8 protein-coding genes are annotated in these 18,369 nt (G+C 47.0%); 1 reads left to right on the top strand and 7 read right to left on the bottom strand.

The genetic code is table 11. From position 1 onward, the window contains the following. Window positions 1-29 precede the first annotated feature (29 nt). The 7 genes from CIK98_RS10960 to CIK98_RS10930 form a co-directional block, all read right to left on the bottom strand. On the bottom strand, window positions 30-3,422 hold the full coding sequence (locus tag CIK98_RS10960) for an ATP-binding protein (protein WP_094384276.1): 3,393 nt from the start codon (window positions 3,420-3,422) through the stop codon (window positions 30-32). 231 nt (window positions 3,423-3,653) lie between these two features. Continuing rightward, window positions 3,654-4,646: a hypothetical protein gene (locus CIK98_RS10955; protein ID WP_094384275.1), complete on the bottom strand. Its 993-nt coding sequence runs from the start codon at window positions 4,644-4,646 to the stop codon at window positions 3,654-3,656. A gap of 46 nt (window positions 4,647-4,692) precedes the next feature. Beyond that, a complete protein-coding gene (locus CIK98_RS10950) occupies window positions 4,693-6,390 on the bottom strand; it encodes a SusD/RagB family nutrient-binding outer membrane lipoprotein (protein WP_094384274.1) in 1,698 nt (565 codons plus the stop codon). A gap of 25 nt (window positions 6,391-6,415) precedes the next feature. Next, entirely contained in the window at window positions 6,416-9,508 is a 3,093-nt protein-coding gene (locus CIK98_RS10945) for a SusC/RagA family TonB-linked outer membrane protein (RefSeq protein ID WP_371683265.1), read from the bottom strand. 99 nt (window positions 9,509-9,607) lie between these two features. Beyond that, on the bottom strand, window positions 9,608-10,738 hold the full coding sequence (locus tag CIK98_RS10940; protein ID WP_253249708.1) for a glycoside hydrolase family 5 protein: 1,131 nt from the start codon (window positions 10,736-10,738) through the stop codon (window positions 9,608-9,610). Between the two features lie 113 nt (window positions 10,739-10,851). Next, the gene (locus CIK98_RS10935; RefSeq protein WP_094384271.1) at window positions 10,852-14,805 is read right to left on the bottom strand and encodes a hybrid sensor histidine kinase/response regulator transcription factor; all 3,954 of its coding nucleotides are present in this window, start codon (window positions 14,803-14,805) and stop codon (window positions 10,852-10,854) included. Between the two features lie 62 nt (window positions 14,806-14,867). After that, complete coding sequence (locus CIK98_RS10930) at window positions 14,868-15,443, bottom strand: uracil-DNA glycosylase family protein (protein WP_094384270.1); 576 nt, start codon at window positions 15,441-15,443, stop codon at window positions 14,868-14,870. A gap of 285 nt (window positions 15,444-15,728) precedes the next feature. Here CIK98_RS10930 and xyl3A point away from each other — a divergent pair, with 285 nt between their 5' ends. Next, window positions 15,729-18,368, top strand: coding sequence for a xylan 1,4-beta-xylosidase (gene xyl3A, locus CIK98_RS10925; protein ID WP_371683262.1), 2,640 nt, complete (start codon window positions 15,729-15,731; stop codon window positions 18,366-18,368). Window position 18,369: the final 1 nt, after the last annotated feature.

The raw sequence follows: 18,369 nt of genomic DNA, 5'->3' as shown, positions 1-18,369 counted from the left end.
CAATGTCTTTTGTATAAATATGTGTTATTTTACGAATGTCTATAAGTTGGTAATTTCAGATAGAATCTTGCCCCTTTTTTGTAGTCAGGGTCGATGCCCACTTCTCCATTCAGCATTTTTGCTATTACGGTGCAAATATGCAATCCGAGTCCTGTGCCCTGATGGAAGGAGTCGAGCTTTGCGAAACGTTCAAATATCTCAGCATGTTTTCCTTCGGGTATTCCCACTCCAGTGTCGGCCACCGCCAAAATCACCTTTCCTTCAGCATCGTTGTTTTGGCACTGGAGGGTGATGCTCCCTTGTTCTGTATATTTTATTGCGTTAGTCAGGAAGTTGATAAGAACTTCCAGCACCCTATGGGCATCTGTACATATCATGAAGTCATCATCAACGTTGGTATCGAAAACAAGCGGCACGTCGGGGTGGGCCTTGTGTCTCACTGTCTCTAACGCTTGTTGGCAGAGTTTGTTCAGCTCATGGTTGGCCAGATTTGCCACATATTGACCACTGCCCAGTTCTGACAGGGAAGTGACATCGTGTACGAGATGTTGCAGCAATTCTGAATTATTTTTTACAATGTTCACAAATTCCATCTTTTCCTTTTCCGAGAGTTCGTCACCCTGTGCCGATATCAGTTGTGTGAATCCCACTATGGCGTTTAGCGGTGTTCTTATTTCATGGCTCATGTTTTGTATGAACATCGTCTTTGTCTTTTCCGACCGTTCCACCTCTTTCAGCGCCCTGTCCAATTCAATATTTTTTGCGCGCAGTTTCTTCTTGTGTATATTAGAATGATAGAAATAAGACATGATGATAATGACGACAAAAGCCAGGAGAACGGCCGTGGTTATGGCTCCCCATCGGTTCAGTTTTGTTTGCTGGCGATGCATCTCCATAACCTTTCTGTCTCTTGCTGCTTTAGTGTTGCCCAGCCTTGCCTCAGCTTTCATCTTGTTGAGCAGTAAAGTGTTGCTTTCGGTCACGAGCTGTTGTTTGGTAAGTAACGACTTTGCGAGTTCCGCTTCACGGCTCACCTGTTCTGCAAGCATGTTTGACGATGCGGTTTTCATTCTCATGTTTTCCGATTCGAGTTTTCTGTTTCCCGCAATCTCACTCATTTCCCGCCTGTCGTTTTTTAAAATATCCTCAATGTTTCTTCTGTGCATCACCACTTCTTCTTGAAACACCCTGCAAGCATCTTCCCATTTTCCCTGTTTAACATAGCTTATCTCCTCATGCCTGAGTCGTTCAGCCGGAGTCATGACAGCGAATAATTCTTTTGGAATGTCCTTTCCTAAAGTCTCGAAGTCCAGTTTAGCCTTTTCCCTGCCGATGGCCTGCTTATGTTGCCTTCGCATGTCGAAAGCCTCAGCATTGTCTAAGTATTTCCTGGCATTGCCATATTCCTTATGCATGCGGCAAATGCGAGCCAGGTTAACAAACAACAATGTCGGGTCAATGTCGTATGTCGCTCCGCTTAGCAATAAAGCTGCCGCCTCTTCATATTCATCCTGTGCCCTTTTATAATAATGTCTTTGCAGAAACACGTTGCCAGCCATACGACATGCCACAAACAATCTTCTTTTGTCATTCACAGCCGATGCCTCTTTCTTTTCCTGCATCACCATTCTCAAGGCTGTGAGTGTATGCCCTTTTTCAAGAGCGTCTCTTGTCTCTTTCTCTATACTATAGCCAAATGCCGGCAAGAACGACGATACAAGTGTCAGCGTCAGTAAAATGGTCTTTGCTGTATGTCGCACGCTGTCGTCCAATGCGTTTTTCAGCAATCCATTGAGCATAGTTGTAAGAGACTCTGCAGTAGTGGTCATTTCACCACATAGTCTATCCTTATCCTTGGCGTTGAGTGCTTCCTTGGCGTCAATAAGGCTTTTGGATATTTCCAACACCTTGTTCATGGGTTCAGTCACCTTGTGTCCGAAGGAGTCGACAAAAGCGGTCTTCACTCTTTCCGCCTCTTGTGCCTTGTTGAGTGCAGAGGCGAGTTGGGCCTGTTTCCCCTCGAGCATGTCAATGGCAAATTTGTTTCTCTTTCTGACAAATGCCGCATATACTATTATGATGAAGAAGAAAATGGCGGCAGAATACATTATCAGTTTGTTCTGCTTGTTTTCCGCGGCAAGTCTCACCATCTCGGCCTCATGCATTTCTGTCTCTGCCGAACGCAAAAGACTGTCGGTTCTCATCTTGGCAATGGCATTTGAGTCGTTGGCCAGTTTCATTGCCATGTTTTCCTGCATCTGTAACTGTATCTCGTTTTCCTCTTCGGCCTTGGTTATTCTCTGCTTTGCGAGTTCATACTCCAGTGTTGCCTTGGAGAGTTGCAGTTCGTTGGTTTCAAGCCATGCGTCATATTCTGCAAGGTTATATTCCGCACTGTTGCGTCTTACGGCCCATTCCACTTCGCAAGCCCTTTCCATGTATATAGGGTAAGCCTTGTCGAATTGTCCTGTAGCGACGTAGATGTCTCTCATCGCCTCGTCCTTATAAGCCTTTGTTTTGTGTTGCCCTGCCAATTTGAGAGCCTTTTCGGTGTCGTTGTCCACAAGGGCTCTCATCACCCTTAGGTTCAGAATGTCCTCTTTGTCAAAGCCTTTGTTGAACTGTTTTTCCGCCTCGGCGAATGTCTTCCTGTATTCATCGTATTTCTTGTCCCAAAAGAGAAGTTTGCAGAGTCGGAAATACATTGCAGATTTAGCGTAAGGGTTAACAGTATTTTCGAGTCCCTTTTTTATCAGGTCGATGGCCTCATTGCGTCTTGTAAGCTTGTCAAGACACTGTGCGAGGTCTATATATAAGTTTGAGCAGTATAGTTTCTCTGCATGATTATGATGGATGTTGATAGCTTGTTGATAGCATTCGGTAGCCTTCACATAGTCGCCGTACACATAGTAAAGGTTGCCCCGCAACTTGTGGTATGTATATAATCCATAGTGGTCGTTTTCGGCATAAGCCTGGTCGCCCATTTCCTTTATTACCTGCAATGCCTTTATCGTGCGGTGGGTGTTGAGGTAATAAACAGATAGAATCGAATAGGCGTAATAGTAGTAGGTGTTCAGTCTGGCATTCTTTGCCTCGTTCTTAAGCATTTCGACAGTATGCTCAAAGTTTTTCACGTCGTTATGTGACCGATAGTATGCCGCGGTGATGGAGAGTGATAGACAAGCTGCTTTTCCGTTGTTCCTTTTCTTAGCGAGGCTGTATAGGGAGTCGGCAAATGTTAGTCCGCTCTTGTCTTTTTTGGCGTTGTAAGCTTTTTGGTAAAGGTTGTAGAGGTCGTTGTCTATCTTGTAAGGATTGTCTTGAGCAGCTATTTTATATGGCGAAAAAAACATCATCATAACAACGAAAAACGCTGTTATGACAATCTTTAGTTTTAGTTCAATATTCAGGTTCGTATCCATATTTCTGTATCTCAACGCTGCAAAGTTACAACAAAATTGAATATAATACAATAGTAAGCAGTCTTTTTTTCTGAATAATGCAAAAAAAACGGGTCTATGGTTGCATATTGTTGACTAATACAAACAAAAAGGCGCACCGCTATTCACATAGAAGTGCGCCAAAGGTTGAAAACCTACTTCATAAATAATACGAAAAGTATTACTAACAAACTAACCTAACAATCATAATTCTCACTCTACTGTTATCTTGGTAATGGTGTATCCATCGCCTACGAAGAGAGCACCATTCTGTTCATTCATCAACTGTATTGAGTAGTCGGTGAGCTCATATTCGAGCACTGCAGAACCGTTGATCATGATGTCGCCACGATTCGGATCGCCCTGTCCGGTGATGATATTGTTCCACCATGCAGTGGTCATGGCCCCCTGTCCATTACCATTGACGTATGCACGAACAATGTTTCCTGCTTTTACAAGACTTGCGAACTGGTCTTTGAGCTGATCGAAAGGAGTGCCCCATGTCACGTTGAACGAACCCTCCCAAAGTGTTTCTTCCTGCACGACAGGAGCCTCATCGCTTACAACAATCTTATTGCCTCCATAGGCATTTCCTGCCGCGTCGTAGAGAGTGATGCGATAGGTGCCGAGAGCGAGGTCGGCTGGCACTGTATATTCCAGATAGCTTTTGTCTCCCTTGTTCACAAAGGTTGTAGAAGCTTCTTTGTCGCCGAAAGAAATCTTGGTCACTTGGTCCAAATTTGTTCCGTGGAGCTTTACCACAGAGCCTGGCACTACCTGGCGGTCGCGTATGTCGTTGCCAGGATTAGGGTCGCCATCGAGCGGACGAACCTGTACAAGTGCTATTCTATATGTTTCTTTGCCCTTGGTAGTGGTGGCAACCACTTTCAGAGTGTATTCTCCGGCGAGCAGAGAGTGGTTGATGGAAAGTCCCTCTGCCACCTCCTCATCGTCGATATACCATTTTACTGTGGTATGGTTGGCCGGTGTTACTATGACTTCAGCCTCGAGGTTCAGGTTGCGGGCAAAGTTTTTGAACACTCCTGGCTGTCCGTCGCTCCAGTCTGGGAAATAAGGGTCGAGGATGCGCGGTTCGTCGTCCTCTGTTGCTGTAATGAACGGATCGTCGTCAGAGCTACAGCTTGTCAGTGCGAGGCTGCTGGTCATAAGCAGCATAAACATCGCGAGAAAATATATCTTTTTCATAATTTTTCTTTTTTTTATCTTCAATTTTCAATCTTCAACTTTCAACTTATTGAAAGTTTTGTTCTGCCACGTCCCACCACATGCGCTTGTGCCAGTCGTCACTGCCTCCAAGTCGTTCAATGGCATCCTTGTAGTTCACGCTATTGTATTGCATCTCGAGGTTTGGATATTTCAGACGCACAGGAGTGTTGAAACCGTCAACGCAAGGATAGGTGAAGTTTCCGAACTTTGCACGGTCCTGGAGTGTAGGATAGTCAGAGCGTCGAAGGTTTGACCATGCCTCAGAAGGATTGGTGAGGTGTAGGATATAAGCCTCCTTGTTAATCTGCTCCTTCGGATTGCTTCCAAGCGGATTGGCAGCGATATAGTCATTGATTTCCTCGTCGCTAATCTTGCCTTCTATCTTATAGTTGTCGTTAAGGAACTTCATGGCCGCACGCACTCCAGCCTCATAATGGCTATTGACAGAACCAGGCACGTTCCAACCCTTCAAGGCTGCCTCGGCTAATAGGAACTGTGTCTCGGCATAGGTCATGAGAACTCCGGGACAGTCAGGCTGCTCGAAAGCCAGTGCAAGGAACGGACGAACCATGCGGGCTGGATAGTTGCTTTGGTCGTAACCCTTTTCAGGATAGTCGTTTACAAGGCGGTTGAGTGTGGGTATTTCTGAGTTGGCGGGAACGGTAGGCCACTGGTCCCACCATGCTGCTCCCGGGTCGTTGGCCTGTGGACCTGTACCTCCAGCATTGCCCCATGCAATCACCTCGTCGGTCACATCGTAGCTTCCCTCTGGTTTGTCCTCGCTACGTGTTGTGTTGATATAGTGACGGCAGATCTTTAGTAGGCGAGGGTCGTTGTTGTCCTTCAGCATGTTATATAAGGTTGAGCATATGAAGGTTGGTGATGTCGGGTCCTGACCGTAGAGTATTTCGCTCAGTGCGTTGGCGCGGAAGTCGAGGTCGCGTGATCCGTCATAGAGAGTGAAAGGTGAGTTCATGTATTTCACGAGCGCATCCTCGCTGCTGTTGGCTATGCATCCGCTGTTGACAGCCTTCTCAAACTCTTCCTGAGCCTTAGATTGGTTGACGTCAGAGATTCGCATTGCGAAGCGCATGCGTAGAGAGTTGGCAAACTTTTTCCATCCGGTCACGTCGCCGGAGAGAGTAGTCACGTCTCCAGAGATACGGTCGTTGCCACTGCCAAGCTGTGCTACACAAGCATCCAATTCGGAGAAGAACCAGTTGTAGATGTCTTCCTGCTTATCGTACTTTGGATTTGAGATACCCTTAATGTAACCAAGTCCAGCCTCAGTGCAAGGCACGTCGCCATAAAGGTCGGTGAGCACCGACATCATGTATACTCGTGTGATGCGCAGGGCGGCATTGGTGTTTGGGCTCTCCTCGGAGTTATAGATGGCGTCCACGAGGTTCTTGATTCCAACGCCATAGTACTGGTCCCACACGAGACGGAGCTGGTCGTTGTCTGGATTGACAGAACCTGCATAGAAGCTGACGTTCCATCCACCGGCATAGTACTGGGTGAATCCGGTGATATAGCTGCGGAAGGTGTCCATCAGACCAAAGTCTCCATAGGTCTGCAACAGTGCTGTGGTGAGCTGTGCGTTAGGGTCGATGGTAGGTGACTTGGTGTCGTCGGTGTTCACATCTTCCATGTGGCTATCGCTGCATGAGGCGAGGCTGCCTCCCATAATTGCAAGTGCAATAAATATCTTTGTTAGTTTCATATCTTTCTTTTTTTTTATTAGGGAGTTAGAATTTCATGTTCACGTTAAGACCATAGCTGCGGCGAGATGGCAGCGAACCATATTCAAGTCCCATGCCAGAGGTATTGTAGCCAGAGTCAGGGTCGATGTTCGGGATGTTCTTCCAGATGATGAACGGGTTGCGTGCCACAAACGATACGTTGAGTCCCTTTACAAATTTGCCAAGCATCTTTTCTGGGAAGGTGTAGCCGAATGTTATCTCGCGGCACTTCACATAAGAGTTGTCGTATATAAACATGCTTGGTGCGTTGCGTGATACGCTTTCCCAATATGTCTGCGGGTCGATGGCAATGTCGTTTTTGCGGTATGTGCCATCGCCATTGTCAATGACACCAGGTGCGTAGAATCCATCGCACTTGCCGGCTGCGCGCCACTGTTCGATAGTCATACCTTCCGCCATGCGTTTCTCTTCAGAGGTGTACCAAGCCTCGCGGCCTTCAAGGGTTTCAGGAGCTTTTCCTGTTTGGAAAGCCGAGCGCATAGACATTGAGAATATGTCGGCGCCTACCTTCACGTCAAACGCTGCCGAGAGACGGAAGTTCTTGTAAGTAAGAGTGTGGTAGAAGCCGCCTGTCCAGTCCCATGAGGCGTTGCCAAGGGTGCGTGTGGTCTCGTCATACTGTGGCAGACCGGTCTCGGGATTGATGAGTATGTCGCCGTTGGCATTACGCTTGAAGTCAGGGCCAATGATTGAACCGAAGTTCTTACCTACCTCGGCACCGACCGATACATTACACCATATGGCTCTTTCGATTTCGAAGTAGTCCATGCCTTCGGTAAGCGACTTTACCTTATTGCTGTTCTTTGAGAAGTTGACACCGAAGTCCCATGCGAAGTCTTTAATCTGCAAGGCTCGTCCGTTGAGTGCCACCTCGATACCCTTGTTCTGTATCTCACCGGCATTGATCAGGCGATACTGGTAGCCCGAGGTTGATGATGAGGCGAGGTTGATAATCTGGTCGCGTGATGTCTGGTTATAGTATGTCACATCGAGACTCAGTCGGTTGTGGAAGAACTTCATCTCAAGACCCAACTCATAGGATGTGGTCATTGTAGGTTTGAGGTCCTTGTTGGGCTGGGTGTTGTTATTTATCATACCGATGGTGAAGCCAGAGTAGGAATACTTTCCGGTAGAGTAGTTGAGAGCGAGCTGGTAGGGATCGGTGTCGCTACCTACCTTTGCCCATGATGCACGGAATTTTCCATAGTTGATGATGTTCTTGTTCTTCAGATACTCTGAGAACACCCAGCTGGCCGATACAGAAGGATAGACGTAGGTGTTGTTGTTTACGGGAAGTGTTGACGACTTGTCGCCACGCAGTGTACCTTCGAGATAATAGGTGTGGTCGTAGCCGATGCTTGCACTACCATAGATAGAGTTTATCTGCTTCTTGTAAGTGCTTTGCTGCACGCTCTGCTCTTGATAGTTCATAATGGCTATCACGTCCTTCATCTGCTGTCCCAGTCCAGTGAGGATGTTGGTTTTGTTGTCCACCTTATATATATTGCCTCCGAGGGTGGCGTTAACGTCGAAGTCGCCAAACTGGTTGTTGTAGAGGGCGAGGATTTCGGCGTTGAGTGTGCGGTTCTGGAACACGCTTTCCTGTAACTGTCCTGCCGATTTTCCTGGTGTGGTTCGGGCTATGTAGTCTTGGAAGTTCATGTTGTTGATGTCGGTACCGATGGTTCCCTGTATCTTCAAGTGGCTGTCGATGTTGTAGATCGCCTTAGCTGTGAAGCGGAAAACGTCTTTGTCAGACTTGTTGCTGTTCTTATATAGGTCCCAGTATGGGTTGCGGTTATACTGGTCGAGACCGTTCCAGTTGGCATATTCGCCGTCGGCGGTCTGATAGTTCTTCAGCCATGCCTGATTGTAGGTGTTGGCAAGAGTCATGAGGTTTTTTCCCACGTTACTCTGCGAGTCGCCAAGTGCTGGACGGTTTTTCACGTTTTCGCGTGTGTAGTTGGCAGTGAAGTCGAAGTCAATCTTTCCGAGCGATGTGTTGACACGTAGGTTGAAGTTGTCGCGGCTCATGTTTGTCTCGGGCAGGATGTCACGGTTGCGCATGTCGGTCACTGAGAAACGCATGCCCGTCTTGCCTGAGTTGGCAGATATAATGGCAGTGTTCTGAGTGGTGAAACCAGTGCGGAAGAAATCGCTGGCATTGTTGGGATAGATATAGAACGGGCGTGACTCTCCGTCGAAATATGTCATATTGAAGTCGTCGGCCTTTGGTCCCCAGCTCATGTTTGTACCGGTAGTGGCAGTCTGTGAGTATTTCCCATTATTACCCATACCGTACACCTGCTGAACGTCGTCCCACTTGGCGAGCTGGGTGTCGAAGGTGAACGAGCCGTTGTATTCCACTGACAGTTTGTCCTTGTCAGCCTTTTTGGTTGTGATAAGAATCACACCGTGAGAGGCACGGCTACCGTAGAGAGCCGATGCGGCAGGACCCTTAAGCACTGTCATTGTCTCGATGTCGTCGGGGTTGATGGCAGAGATACCGTCGCCGAGGTCATATCCACCCTCAGTTCCTGCAGATCCGAAGTTAGTATTGTCCAATGGCACACCATCAACTACATAGAGCGGTTGGTTGTTGCCAGTCATCTCAGTGTTACCGCGGAGCAACACGCGTGTTGAACCCGATGCGCCACCGGCAGTGTTCTGTACCACGAGACCAGCCACTTTTCCCGATAGAGAATTGATGACATTGGTTTCCTTTGCCTTTGTGAGTTCCTCACCTTTCACCTCAGAGAGGCCATAGCCGAGAGCTTTGCGGTCGCGCTTCACTCCAAGAGCAGTTACAACCACTTCGTTAAGCACCTTTCCGTCAGCCTCCATCGTCACTGTCATGCCATCTTTAGCCTTTGCTGTGATGGTCTTATAACCGACATAAGAGATTTCAAGAGTAGTGCCAGGCTTACATTGGATAGAGAAATTTCCGTTAAAGTCTGTTACTGTTCCGTTGTTTGTTCCGGCCACTTTTACTGTGGCTCCAATCAGAGGACCATCGGCGTCAGCCACTGTGCCCTTAATTACCTGGTTGTCAGGTGCGGCAACAATACTTGTCCTCATGTTAGCATCTGCTTTTGCAAAGGCCAAGGAAGGTGTCCATGCCATGCCTGCTCCGAGCAGGCATAGAAGTACTTGATTTTTTCTCATATAGTTTTATGTTTAATTATTAAATAATCCTTTCAGAATCCATGGAGACTTTACCTTCATGCCACGCTCGCGGTCGAAGATGCCAAACATCTCCGGTCCACTGCCAAACTTGTTGTTGTCCCAAATGAATGTGGAAAAACCTCGCTTGCGGGCCTCGGTAACGAAGGTCTTGCAGTAGTAGCTCATGTTTTCGTGTTGTTTGTCGGCATCTCCTTTATAATGGTCGGTAACACCCCATTCTCCTATACAGATACCAAGACCTTGTTTTCCCCATACGTTTACTACTTTGTCGAAGAAGTCGGTCATGTTCTTCTCTGTCGTAGGAGAAATTTCGCCATACTGCCTGTAAGCCTCACCCCACCAAAAATACTTACATTCTCCACAATAGTCGTAGGGATTGTAGTAGTGGAATTCAACGGTCATATAGTCGTTGCCGTTGCCCTCGATGTCAGTGGGAACGATAAAGTCGCCATTGTTGATTCCGAAGTCGGGGTTGCACACATAGGTCTGTACCAAGAGATTGCGTTTTAGGTTGTTGCCGCCCGTGGCACGCACTACGTCAACAAACACCTGATTGTAAGCGTTCTGCACTGCGAGGTTCTCGGCATCAGGAGCTCCCCATTTACCTGGCTCATGCACTTCGTTTGTACCAGCAAACGCCACGCGGTAGTCATAGTTGGCAAATTCCGTTGCGATGTTCATCCACAGTAGTGCGAGCTTTTGGCAGTTTTCTTCTTTATTTTTATAATAAGGAGTACTCTCGAGCCATTTCTCGTGATGCACGTTAATGATAACCTTTAGGTCGTTGGCAAGACACCAGCCCACGACCTCCTTTATGCGTGCTATCCATGTCTTGCTGACAGACATCGCCCTTGGGTTAGTGATGTGACACTGCCATCTTACTGGTATGCGTATGGCATTGAATCCAGCATCCTTTACAGCTTTTATGGTTTTCTTTGTTACCACAGGGTTTCCCCATGCTGTTTCGGCGTTGTCGGCATTGTCGGGGTTGCCGATAGCCATCGACTCTCCATCTTGTCCTGGAGCCGAACATTCAAACTGATTGCCCAGGTTCCAACCTATTAGGTTGCGATTCCATTCTTGGGCTTTTTCTTGCGCATAAGTTGGTGCACTGGCAAACATTATGGCCAGTGCTGAAATAAGTAATACTTTCATATTGTTAATTATAAGTTTTCGGCTGCAAAGGTACAGCGAAAACTTATAATCAGGGTTCGTATACTATCATTTCAGGGTTTCTATTCTATCAAACTCGCATTTTCCTTTATTTTACTTGGAGAAACGCCGAAATGTTTTTTAAACACGGTGCTGAAGTGCTTTGTATTCGTAAATCCCACAAGTACAGATACTTCCTGCACACCCTTGCCATCGCGAAGCAAGGCTGCTGCACGTTCTAATCGTATGGTACGCACGAAATCCTGCGGTGTCTGGGCAGTGAGTGTCTTCAGCTTTCCGTAGAAAAGGGTTCGGCTCATAGCCATCTCGCGACAAAGCTCTTCAATGCCGAAATTTTCGTCGGAGAGGTTAGAAATGACTATCGAGGTGGCCTTGTCGATAAAAGCGGAATCGGCTGCATTTTCTGTTGTGTCATGTTCTGTCGTATGACAAACTTGTGCTATCGACACAATCCTTCTTCTGTAGTATTCGCTTGCTCTACGTCGGTTGGCAAGCGTTGTGGCAATCTTGCTTTTCAGTATATCTGTGTCGAAAGGCTTTGTCACATAGTCGTCGGCGCCAATGTTTAGACCTTCTATCATGAACTCCTTGCCGGCCTTGGCGGTGAGAAGTATAACAGGCATCCATGATGTGTCGGGATTGTCCTTTATTCGTCGGCAGAGTTCGTCGCCGTTCATACCTGGCATCATCACGTCCGACACCACAATGTCGCACTCGTTGTTTTTCAGCCACTCCATCGCAGCCTCTCCGCTATCTAAAGTCACCACTGTGTATATGTCTGAAAACGCTATCTGAATATAGTCTCTCAGGTCGTTATTGTCGTCTACGAAGAGGATGGTGTCTTGGGTGGAGCAAGGCGTGGCTTTGGAGGGGAGTGCAGTTTGGTGTGGGGAGAGAGTAGAGATGAGAGAGGAGAGTGGGGTGGTGAGTGAGGAGCGAGGAGTGGTGAGTGAGGAGTGTGATGTGTTTGTAGAGGGAAGGGTGATGATGAAGGATGTGCCTTTGCCTTCCTCACTCTTGAATGTGAGTTTACCGTCGTGTAGAGTTACTATCCTGCGGGCGAGCATCAGTCCAATGCCACTACCTGTCTCACTGCTGTTGATGGCATTTTCTGCACGGTAAAAATTCTTAAAAATATTCTTCTGCGCAGCCTTAGGTATACCTATGCCGTCGTCTTTCACTTCTATGTATACCTTGCGTGTTTCAGTCCATGCCTTTAGCCACACATGCCCTCCTTCTGGTGTATATTTTATGGCATTGGAAAGGAGATTGTCGAAGAGTTTGCCAGACAGATTCACGTCCATCAGCACTTTAGCATTCAAGTCACAGTCGGTTATTTCCATTGAGATTTTTTTCTCGTTGGCAAGATGCTGAAACTTCTCTACCTGTGTTGTTAGCATTGTATTCACCATTATCTCCGTTTTTACAAGTCCTTCGCCCATTGTGTCAGCCTTTTGGAAGTCGAGAAGTTCTGTAATAAGCCCGTGTAGCTTGTTGCCGTTGCTCTGAGCTATCTCGATGCAGCGACGGCTTTTCTCGCTAAGCGTCTTGTCGGAGGCAATGTCGGAAAGAGGTGCCAGTACAAGACTTAGCGGTGTGCGTATGTCGTGGGCGGCATTCACAAAGAAGTTTATCTTCTCGTAGAAATACCTTCGTTCGAGTCTGCCATGATAGTTGCGAAGCAGCAGAACCGCGATAGTTGTCAATATCATGATATACAAAGTCCATGCCCACAGTGAGTTCCACCAAGGTTCGGCCACAGAAATATCTACAGCACGGGAGTCTATCACTCTACCGTTGCTACTGCTCACTGCCCTTACCTCAAGTTTGTAGTTTCCGGCAGGCAGGTTGGTGAATTCCACAGATGATGTTTCGGCCAGAGCGCTCCACTTCTCATTGAATCCGTGTAGGCAATACTGAAACAAGATATCTTTTCTGAATCTGTAGCATATACATTCGTAGTCTATTCGAAACGTGTTCTGTGAGTTGCTAAGAGATATTTTACCATTTGTAAGTTGTGTAAAGAGTTTTTGTTTCGAATCGTCATCCAGTTCTTCGCTTTGGATATTTAAGCCTAAAAGTCTTAGTTTGCCCTTATAGTCAATCATATCGATAAGCCACGAGTTGACAATCACTGCACCGCTATTGCTTCCGCACACCACTCTTCCGTCGTCGAGTATCTCCATTGCCATTCGGTTGTATTCTCGGTCAATACCATTTATGAAATTGAAGTTCACCACTTTCTCTGTGTTTGGCTTTATGAACGAGAGTCCAGCATCGGTTCCCACGAAGATGTTGCCTTTAGCCCCTTGTGCAAGCGAATATACACAGTTTGATGGCAGTCCATCTTCCATGTTAATGTTTTTTATCTTTTTGCTTTTAAGGTTGTAGGTGTAAATTCCTCCTCCATCTGTGCCGATCCAAAGCTTATGGTCGTTGGCTGCGAGCATTGATGTGATGTAACTATTTATGCCCTTGCCCTTTAGTTCTTCTGTATGGAAATGATGCACAGTGGTTCCGGTATTCGGGTTAATAACGAAAAATCCGTTGGCTGTGCCTACCACCACGCTCCCGTCGGCAATGTTTATGATACACTGCACTGTCTTTATGTCAAATTGCTTGCATTCCTTGTTGGGAGTCATCTGAATAAGGTTTCCGTCAAGTCCTCCTATCCAGATGTTTCGATATTTGTCTTGCTTTATGCTGTACACATAGTCAGTGGTGAGTGTTCCTGCCGCAACAGTCCATAGCGGTCTGCTATCTCCTCCGTTTATGACATAAACGCCGCTGCCGTATGTTCCTGCCAGTATACCTAGGTGTGTGTTGGCCAATGTCAGCACCACTTTCCCGTCAAGCGTGTGTCTCCATTGTGATTTTTTTGTGTCGAAAATGCTTACGCCCCTGTCGGTGCCGAAATAGATTAGTCCGTTGTTTGCCATCACGGAGTTTACTCCATTGTTTATTAGCGACTGGCTGTTGTCTTTTCTGTGTTGCAGGCTTTGCACCACGGTTCCTACGGGATATGCGATGTCTATTCCTCCGGTGTATGTCCCGATCCAAATATTATCATGAGAGTCACGCAACACTTGATACACACCATTGCCGTGTATTACGTTGTTGGTCTTGTCGTCGTCACTCCAAAGCAGTCTGATGTCGGTGCCGTTGGTAGATGCGGTATACACTCCATTGCCATCGATGCCGAGCATCATCACTTCGTCGTTTAGTCTTTCTATAGTTCTCACTGGTGTGTGTGGCAGTTGTCGCTCCATGTCGGTATGCACTGTTTTCCATGTATTCATGTCCACTATCACTGCTCCGTTTGAGAATGTGCCTAACCATAGCCATTGTTTTTTATTGTCACAATAAGCTGTTTCGGTGTTTTCGTTGAGCAGTGTCTTGATTATGGTGTTTGTCTTTAAGTCGAAAAGGAATGTTCCTGTAGTAGTGCAAATAACAAGATGTCGATTGTTGACAATCGTGTTGTTTACATATAGATGGTTGAAATATCGTCTAGTGCTGCCTTTGGCTATCTTGAATATGCCACGACTGGTTGAAGCCCAGATAGTGCCTTCTGAATCGATGTCTATGTCCTTGAGAATCAAGCCGCCGGGCTTGTTGTTTATCTCGTTGAATGTATTAGTGAAATCTTTAGCTATGGGAACATATCGGTCAATATTCTCCACATATTTATATATAGCCCCTTTGTTGTCGTACGCCACGATATCGCCGTTGTGGTCTTTGGTGAGACGGACAATCATTCCTCCGTTGTTATACCATTTGTCAGGTTCCCATAGCGAATAGTTTACGAGTGTGCGTCCGTTGTATCTGGCCACTCCGTTTTTCATTCCTATCCACATGCCTCCATGCCTGTCCTCTACCATTGAATACACTCTCTGGCTTGCCAGTCCCTGTTCCAAACCTACATGGTCGTACATAAACTGGCGATAGTCCACCATTCCCTTGATTGGAATGGCGGCAGATATCAACATCATGATTATGAGCGGCAGTATTTTCATATATTTTGTATATTTGCAACGATTATGTTATATCAATAAAGAAGCCATTACTAAGCAAAAAACTATTTAAGTGCTGAAAGTGCCTTCATATATTGTTCAGCCTTGCGCTCTGGCTTCATGGGGTAGGCACGTGAACTACTTGGCATTCGGTAGATGCGGATTTTCCGTTCCTTATACTCCACTACCGCACAGTCACCCACTTTTGGCTCCCTAACGTAGAAACGGCGACAGAGTGTGGTGGTGGCGAGTTGGCCAGCAGTGATAATGACATTGCATTGGGGCATGCCATCGAGTATTGCCTCAATGTCGGTTTCCTCGATTATCTTAAGGTCTTTGTCAGAGGCAGTGTTCTTGGTACGCACAATCCTTGTGGCTGTGTCATACATTGCAATGCCTTTTTCTCTAAGAAACGCCTCTATCCTATGCTGGTCGAACCGTTTCTCTCCCTTGACGATAAAATGCTCCTTGTCGTTGAAGAAGATAATGCCCATAATACGCCACATGTCATTCTGGAAATTGGGGTAATAGAAAGGCATACACCAGCGATGTTCCGCCGGTGGAAATGTGCCTAACATAAGTACTTTTGCTCCTTCTGGTACAAAAGGGGCAAAAGGGTGATTCTCGATATTCTCATTCATATTTCAATCTTACTTCTGTGGTTGCAAATATACATATAATCGAAGGAATCAACAAGCAATTTGGACATCAAACTCCCAAAAACAACAATATTTAACAAAAAACTTCTATGTTGAAATTGCGAGTCCCGCCCAGTCAGCAGTGAATGCTGACTATAATAGATAACGATTTTTTTGGAAATGTTACATATTTGATTAAATATGATACAAATCAGTTGTTGTCCTTCAGCAAAAAGTAGTTACCTTTGCAAAAATTTTTTTTATTTAGTAATCAATATCAGTAAATCTATGTCATTTTCAAAAACCAAAATCAAAATTAACAAGAAATCGAAAACATTGTTGCTTCTTGCCGTTATCATGTTTGGCGGAAAAGCATCAGCACAAGTATTGCCGTATAAAAACACGAACCTCTCCGCCCACGAGAGAGCCGTTGACCTCACTTCAAGACTGACATTGAAGGAGAAGGCCGACCTTATGTGCGACGAGTCGCCTGCCATCCCACGCTTGGGAATAAAGCCGTTCAGCTGGTGGAGCGAGGCTTTGCACGGACTTGCCAACCAGGGTAATGTCACAGTCTTCCCCGAACCAATCGGCATGGCGGCATCGTTTAATGTGCCTCTTGTTGAGAAGGTGTTCTCGGTGGCGAGCGACGAGACCCGCGCCAAGTGGAACGAGCAATATCAGAACGGCATTCCCACTACAAGATTCCACTGCCTTTCGGTGTGGACTCCCAATGTAAACATATTCCGCGACCCTCGCTGGGGACGTGGACAGGAGACATACGGCGAGGACCCTTATCTGACTTCGATGATGGGACAGGCTGTGGTGCGTGGACTCCAAGGACCGGAGACTGCCAAACACCGCAAACTGCTCGCTTGTGCCAAGCACTACGCCATTCATAGCGGTCCGGAATGGAGCCGACACGTGGCAAATATAAATAATGTGACGCCACGCGACCTGTGGGAGACATATATGCCAGCATTCAAGGACTTGGTGCAGAAGGCAAAGGTGAGGGAGGTGATGTGTGCCTACCAGCGTTGGGACGACGAGCCTTGTTGCGGTAGCACCAAGCTTCTTCAGCAGATACTGCGCGACGAGTGGGGATTCAAGTATATGGTGGTGAGCGATTGTGGTGCCATCGCCGACTTCTTCACTACCCATAAGTCGTCATCCACACCTCAGCATGCAGCTGCCAAGGGCGTCATTGCCGGCACCGATGTGGAATGTGGATTCGGATATGCATACGCCAAACTGCCCGAGGCGGTGGCAAAGGGACTTATCACCGAGAAGGAGATTGACAAGCATGTGGTGCGTCTGCTCGAAGCCCGATTTGAACTGGGTGAGATGGACGCTCATGAGGATTGCGAGTGGTCGAAGATTTCTCCTTCCATACTCAGTTGCAAGGAACATCGCCAACTCTCTCTGGATATGGCAAGGCAGAGCATTGTGCTTCTCAAAAATGAAGAATGTAGAATGAAAAATGAAGAATTGTTGCCTCTTTCAAAGAAACAGAAGATTGCTGTTATTGGTCCTAATGCCGACAATATCCCGATGATGTGGGGAAATTATAATGGAACTCCAAATTCAACAGTGACTATTCTTGACGGAATACGCGCCAAGGTAGGTAAGAAGAATGTAACATACCTTAAGGGATGCGACCTTACTGAGGAGTGTGTCGTAAACAGCTTCCTGACGCAATGCAAGGCCGACGGCAAGAAGGGTATCAGAGGTACGTTCTGGAATAATACCACACGCTCGGGCAAACCGGTGACTACGGAATATTACGTCAACCCAATCGCTGTGACTACAAGCGGTCAGCATACCTTTGCCAACGGGGTGAGGATGGAGGACTTTTCTGCTATGTATGAGACTACATTCGTGCCCGAAAAGTCGTGCAAGGCTGTGATACGTATGCAATACACCGGTGCCTTCTCGCTCAAGGTGAACGGCAAGACCCTCGCAGCCGACAGTACATGGCGCGACCAACCGATGCGCTTCGAACTCGACGTGGAGAAGGGAAAGACATACGACGTGGAACTGGCTTACCATACAGTGAAGACTTGGGGAGCAAACATGAAACTGAACATCGGCGAGGAATTGCCCATCGACTATAATGAGACAATCGAGAAACTGAAGGGTATTGAGACCGTTGTATTCGTAGGCGGTATTTCATCTCAGCTCGAGGGCGAGGAGATGCCAGTGAAGATTGACGGATTCAAGGGTGGCGACCGCACTCATATCGAACTGCCGAAAGTGCAGCGCGAGTTCATACGCCATCTTGCCGAGGCTGGAAAGAAGATTGTATTTGTCAACTGCTCCGGTTCTGCCATTGCCCTTGCTCCCGAGGCAGAGCGTTGTGCAGCCATTGTGCAGGTGTGGTATCCCGGTATGGAGGGCGGTACGGCAGTGGCTGACGTTCTCTTCGGTGACTATAATCCCCACGGTAAGTTGCCAGTGACATTCTACAAGAGTAGTAGTCAGTTGCCCGACTTTGAGGACTATTCGATGAAGGGTCGCACATATCGCTACTTCTCTGATCCGCTCTATGCCTTCGGATATGGATTGAGCTATACAACATTTAAAAATGATAATATAAAGATAGAGAAGCAACCCGTAGGCGATTCTTCACTCTTCACTCTTCATTCTTCATTAATGAATACGGGCAAGCGTGAGGGCACCGAGGTCGTTCAGGTGTATGTGCGTCGCTGCGACGATGCTGACGGTCCGCTGAAGACCCTCAAGGCCTTTGAGCGTGTAACATTGAAGCCAGGAGAGACCAAGAACGTGGAAATCAAGCTCGACGAGGAAGCGTTCACTCTCTTCGACCCTGCTACAAACACTATGCGCGTAGTGCCTGGAAAATACGAGGTGTTCGTAGGTAGCAGTTCACGTCCGGAGGACTTGAAAAAGTTGAACGTTGAAATTTGAA

Source organism: Prevotella sp. P2-180, assembly GCF_002251435.1.
Lineage (GTDB): Bacteria > Bacteroidota > Bacteroidia > Bacteroidales > Bacteroidaceae > Prevotella.
Note: the sequence above shows the minus strand (reverse complement) of the source record. Positions and strands in the feature narration are given on the sequence as shown.

What these genes read in the sequence shown, in the direction of transcription:
- CIK98_RS10960 (WP_094384276.1), bottom strand. Translation starts at nt 3,422, where the DNA reads ATGGATACGAACCTGAATATTGAACTAAAACTAAAGATTGTCATAACA.
- CIK98_RS10955 (WP_094384275.1), bottom strand. Translation starts at nt 4,646, where the DNA reads ATGAAAAAGATATATTTTCTCGCGATGTTTATGCTGCTTATGACCAGC.
- CIK98_RS10950 (WP_094384274.1), bottom strand. Translation starts at nt 6,390, where the DNA reads ATGAAACTAACAAAGATATTTATTGCACTTGCAATTATGGGAGGCAGC.
- CIK98_RS10945 (WP_371683265.1), bottom strand. Translation starts at nt 9,508, where the DNA reads ATGAGGACAAGTATTGTTGCCGCACCTGACAACCAGGTAATTAAGGGC.
- CIK98_RS10940 (WP_253249708.1), bottom strand. Translation starts at nt 10,738, where the DNA reads ATGTTTGCCAGTGCACCAACTTATGCGCAAGAAAAAGCCCAAGAATGG.
- CIK98_RS10935 (WP_094384271.1), bottom strand. Translation starts at nt 14,805, where the DNA reads ATGAAAATACTGCCGCTCATAATCATGATGTTGATATCTGCCGCCATT.
- CIK98_RS10930 (WP_094384270.1), bottom strand. Translation starts at nt 15,443, where the DNA reads ATGAATGAGAATATCGAGAATCACCCTTTTGCCCCTTTTGTACCAGAA.
- xyl3A (WP_371683262.1), top strand. Translation starts at nt 15,729, where the DNA reads ATGTCATTTTCAAAAACCAAAATCAAAATTAACAAGAAATCGAAAACA.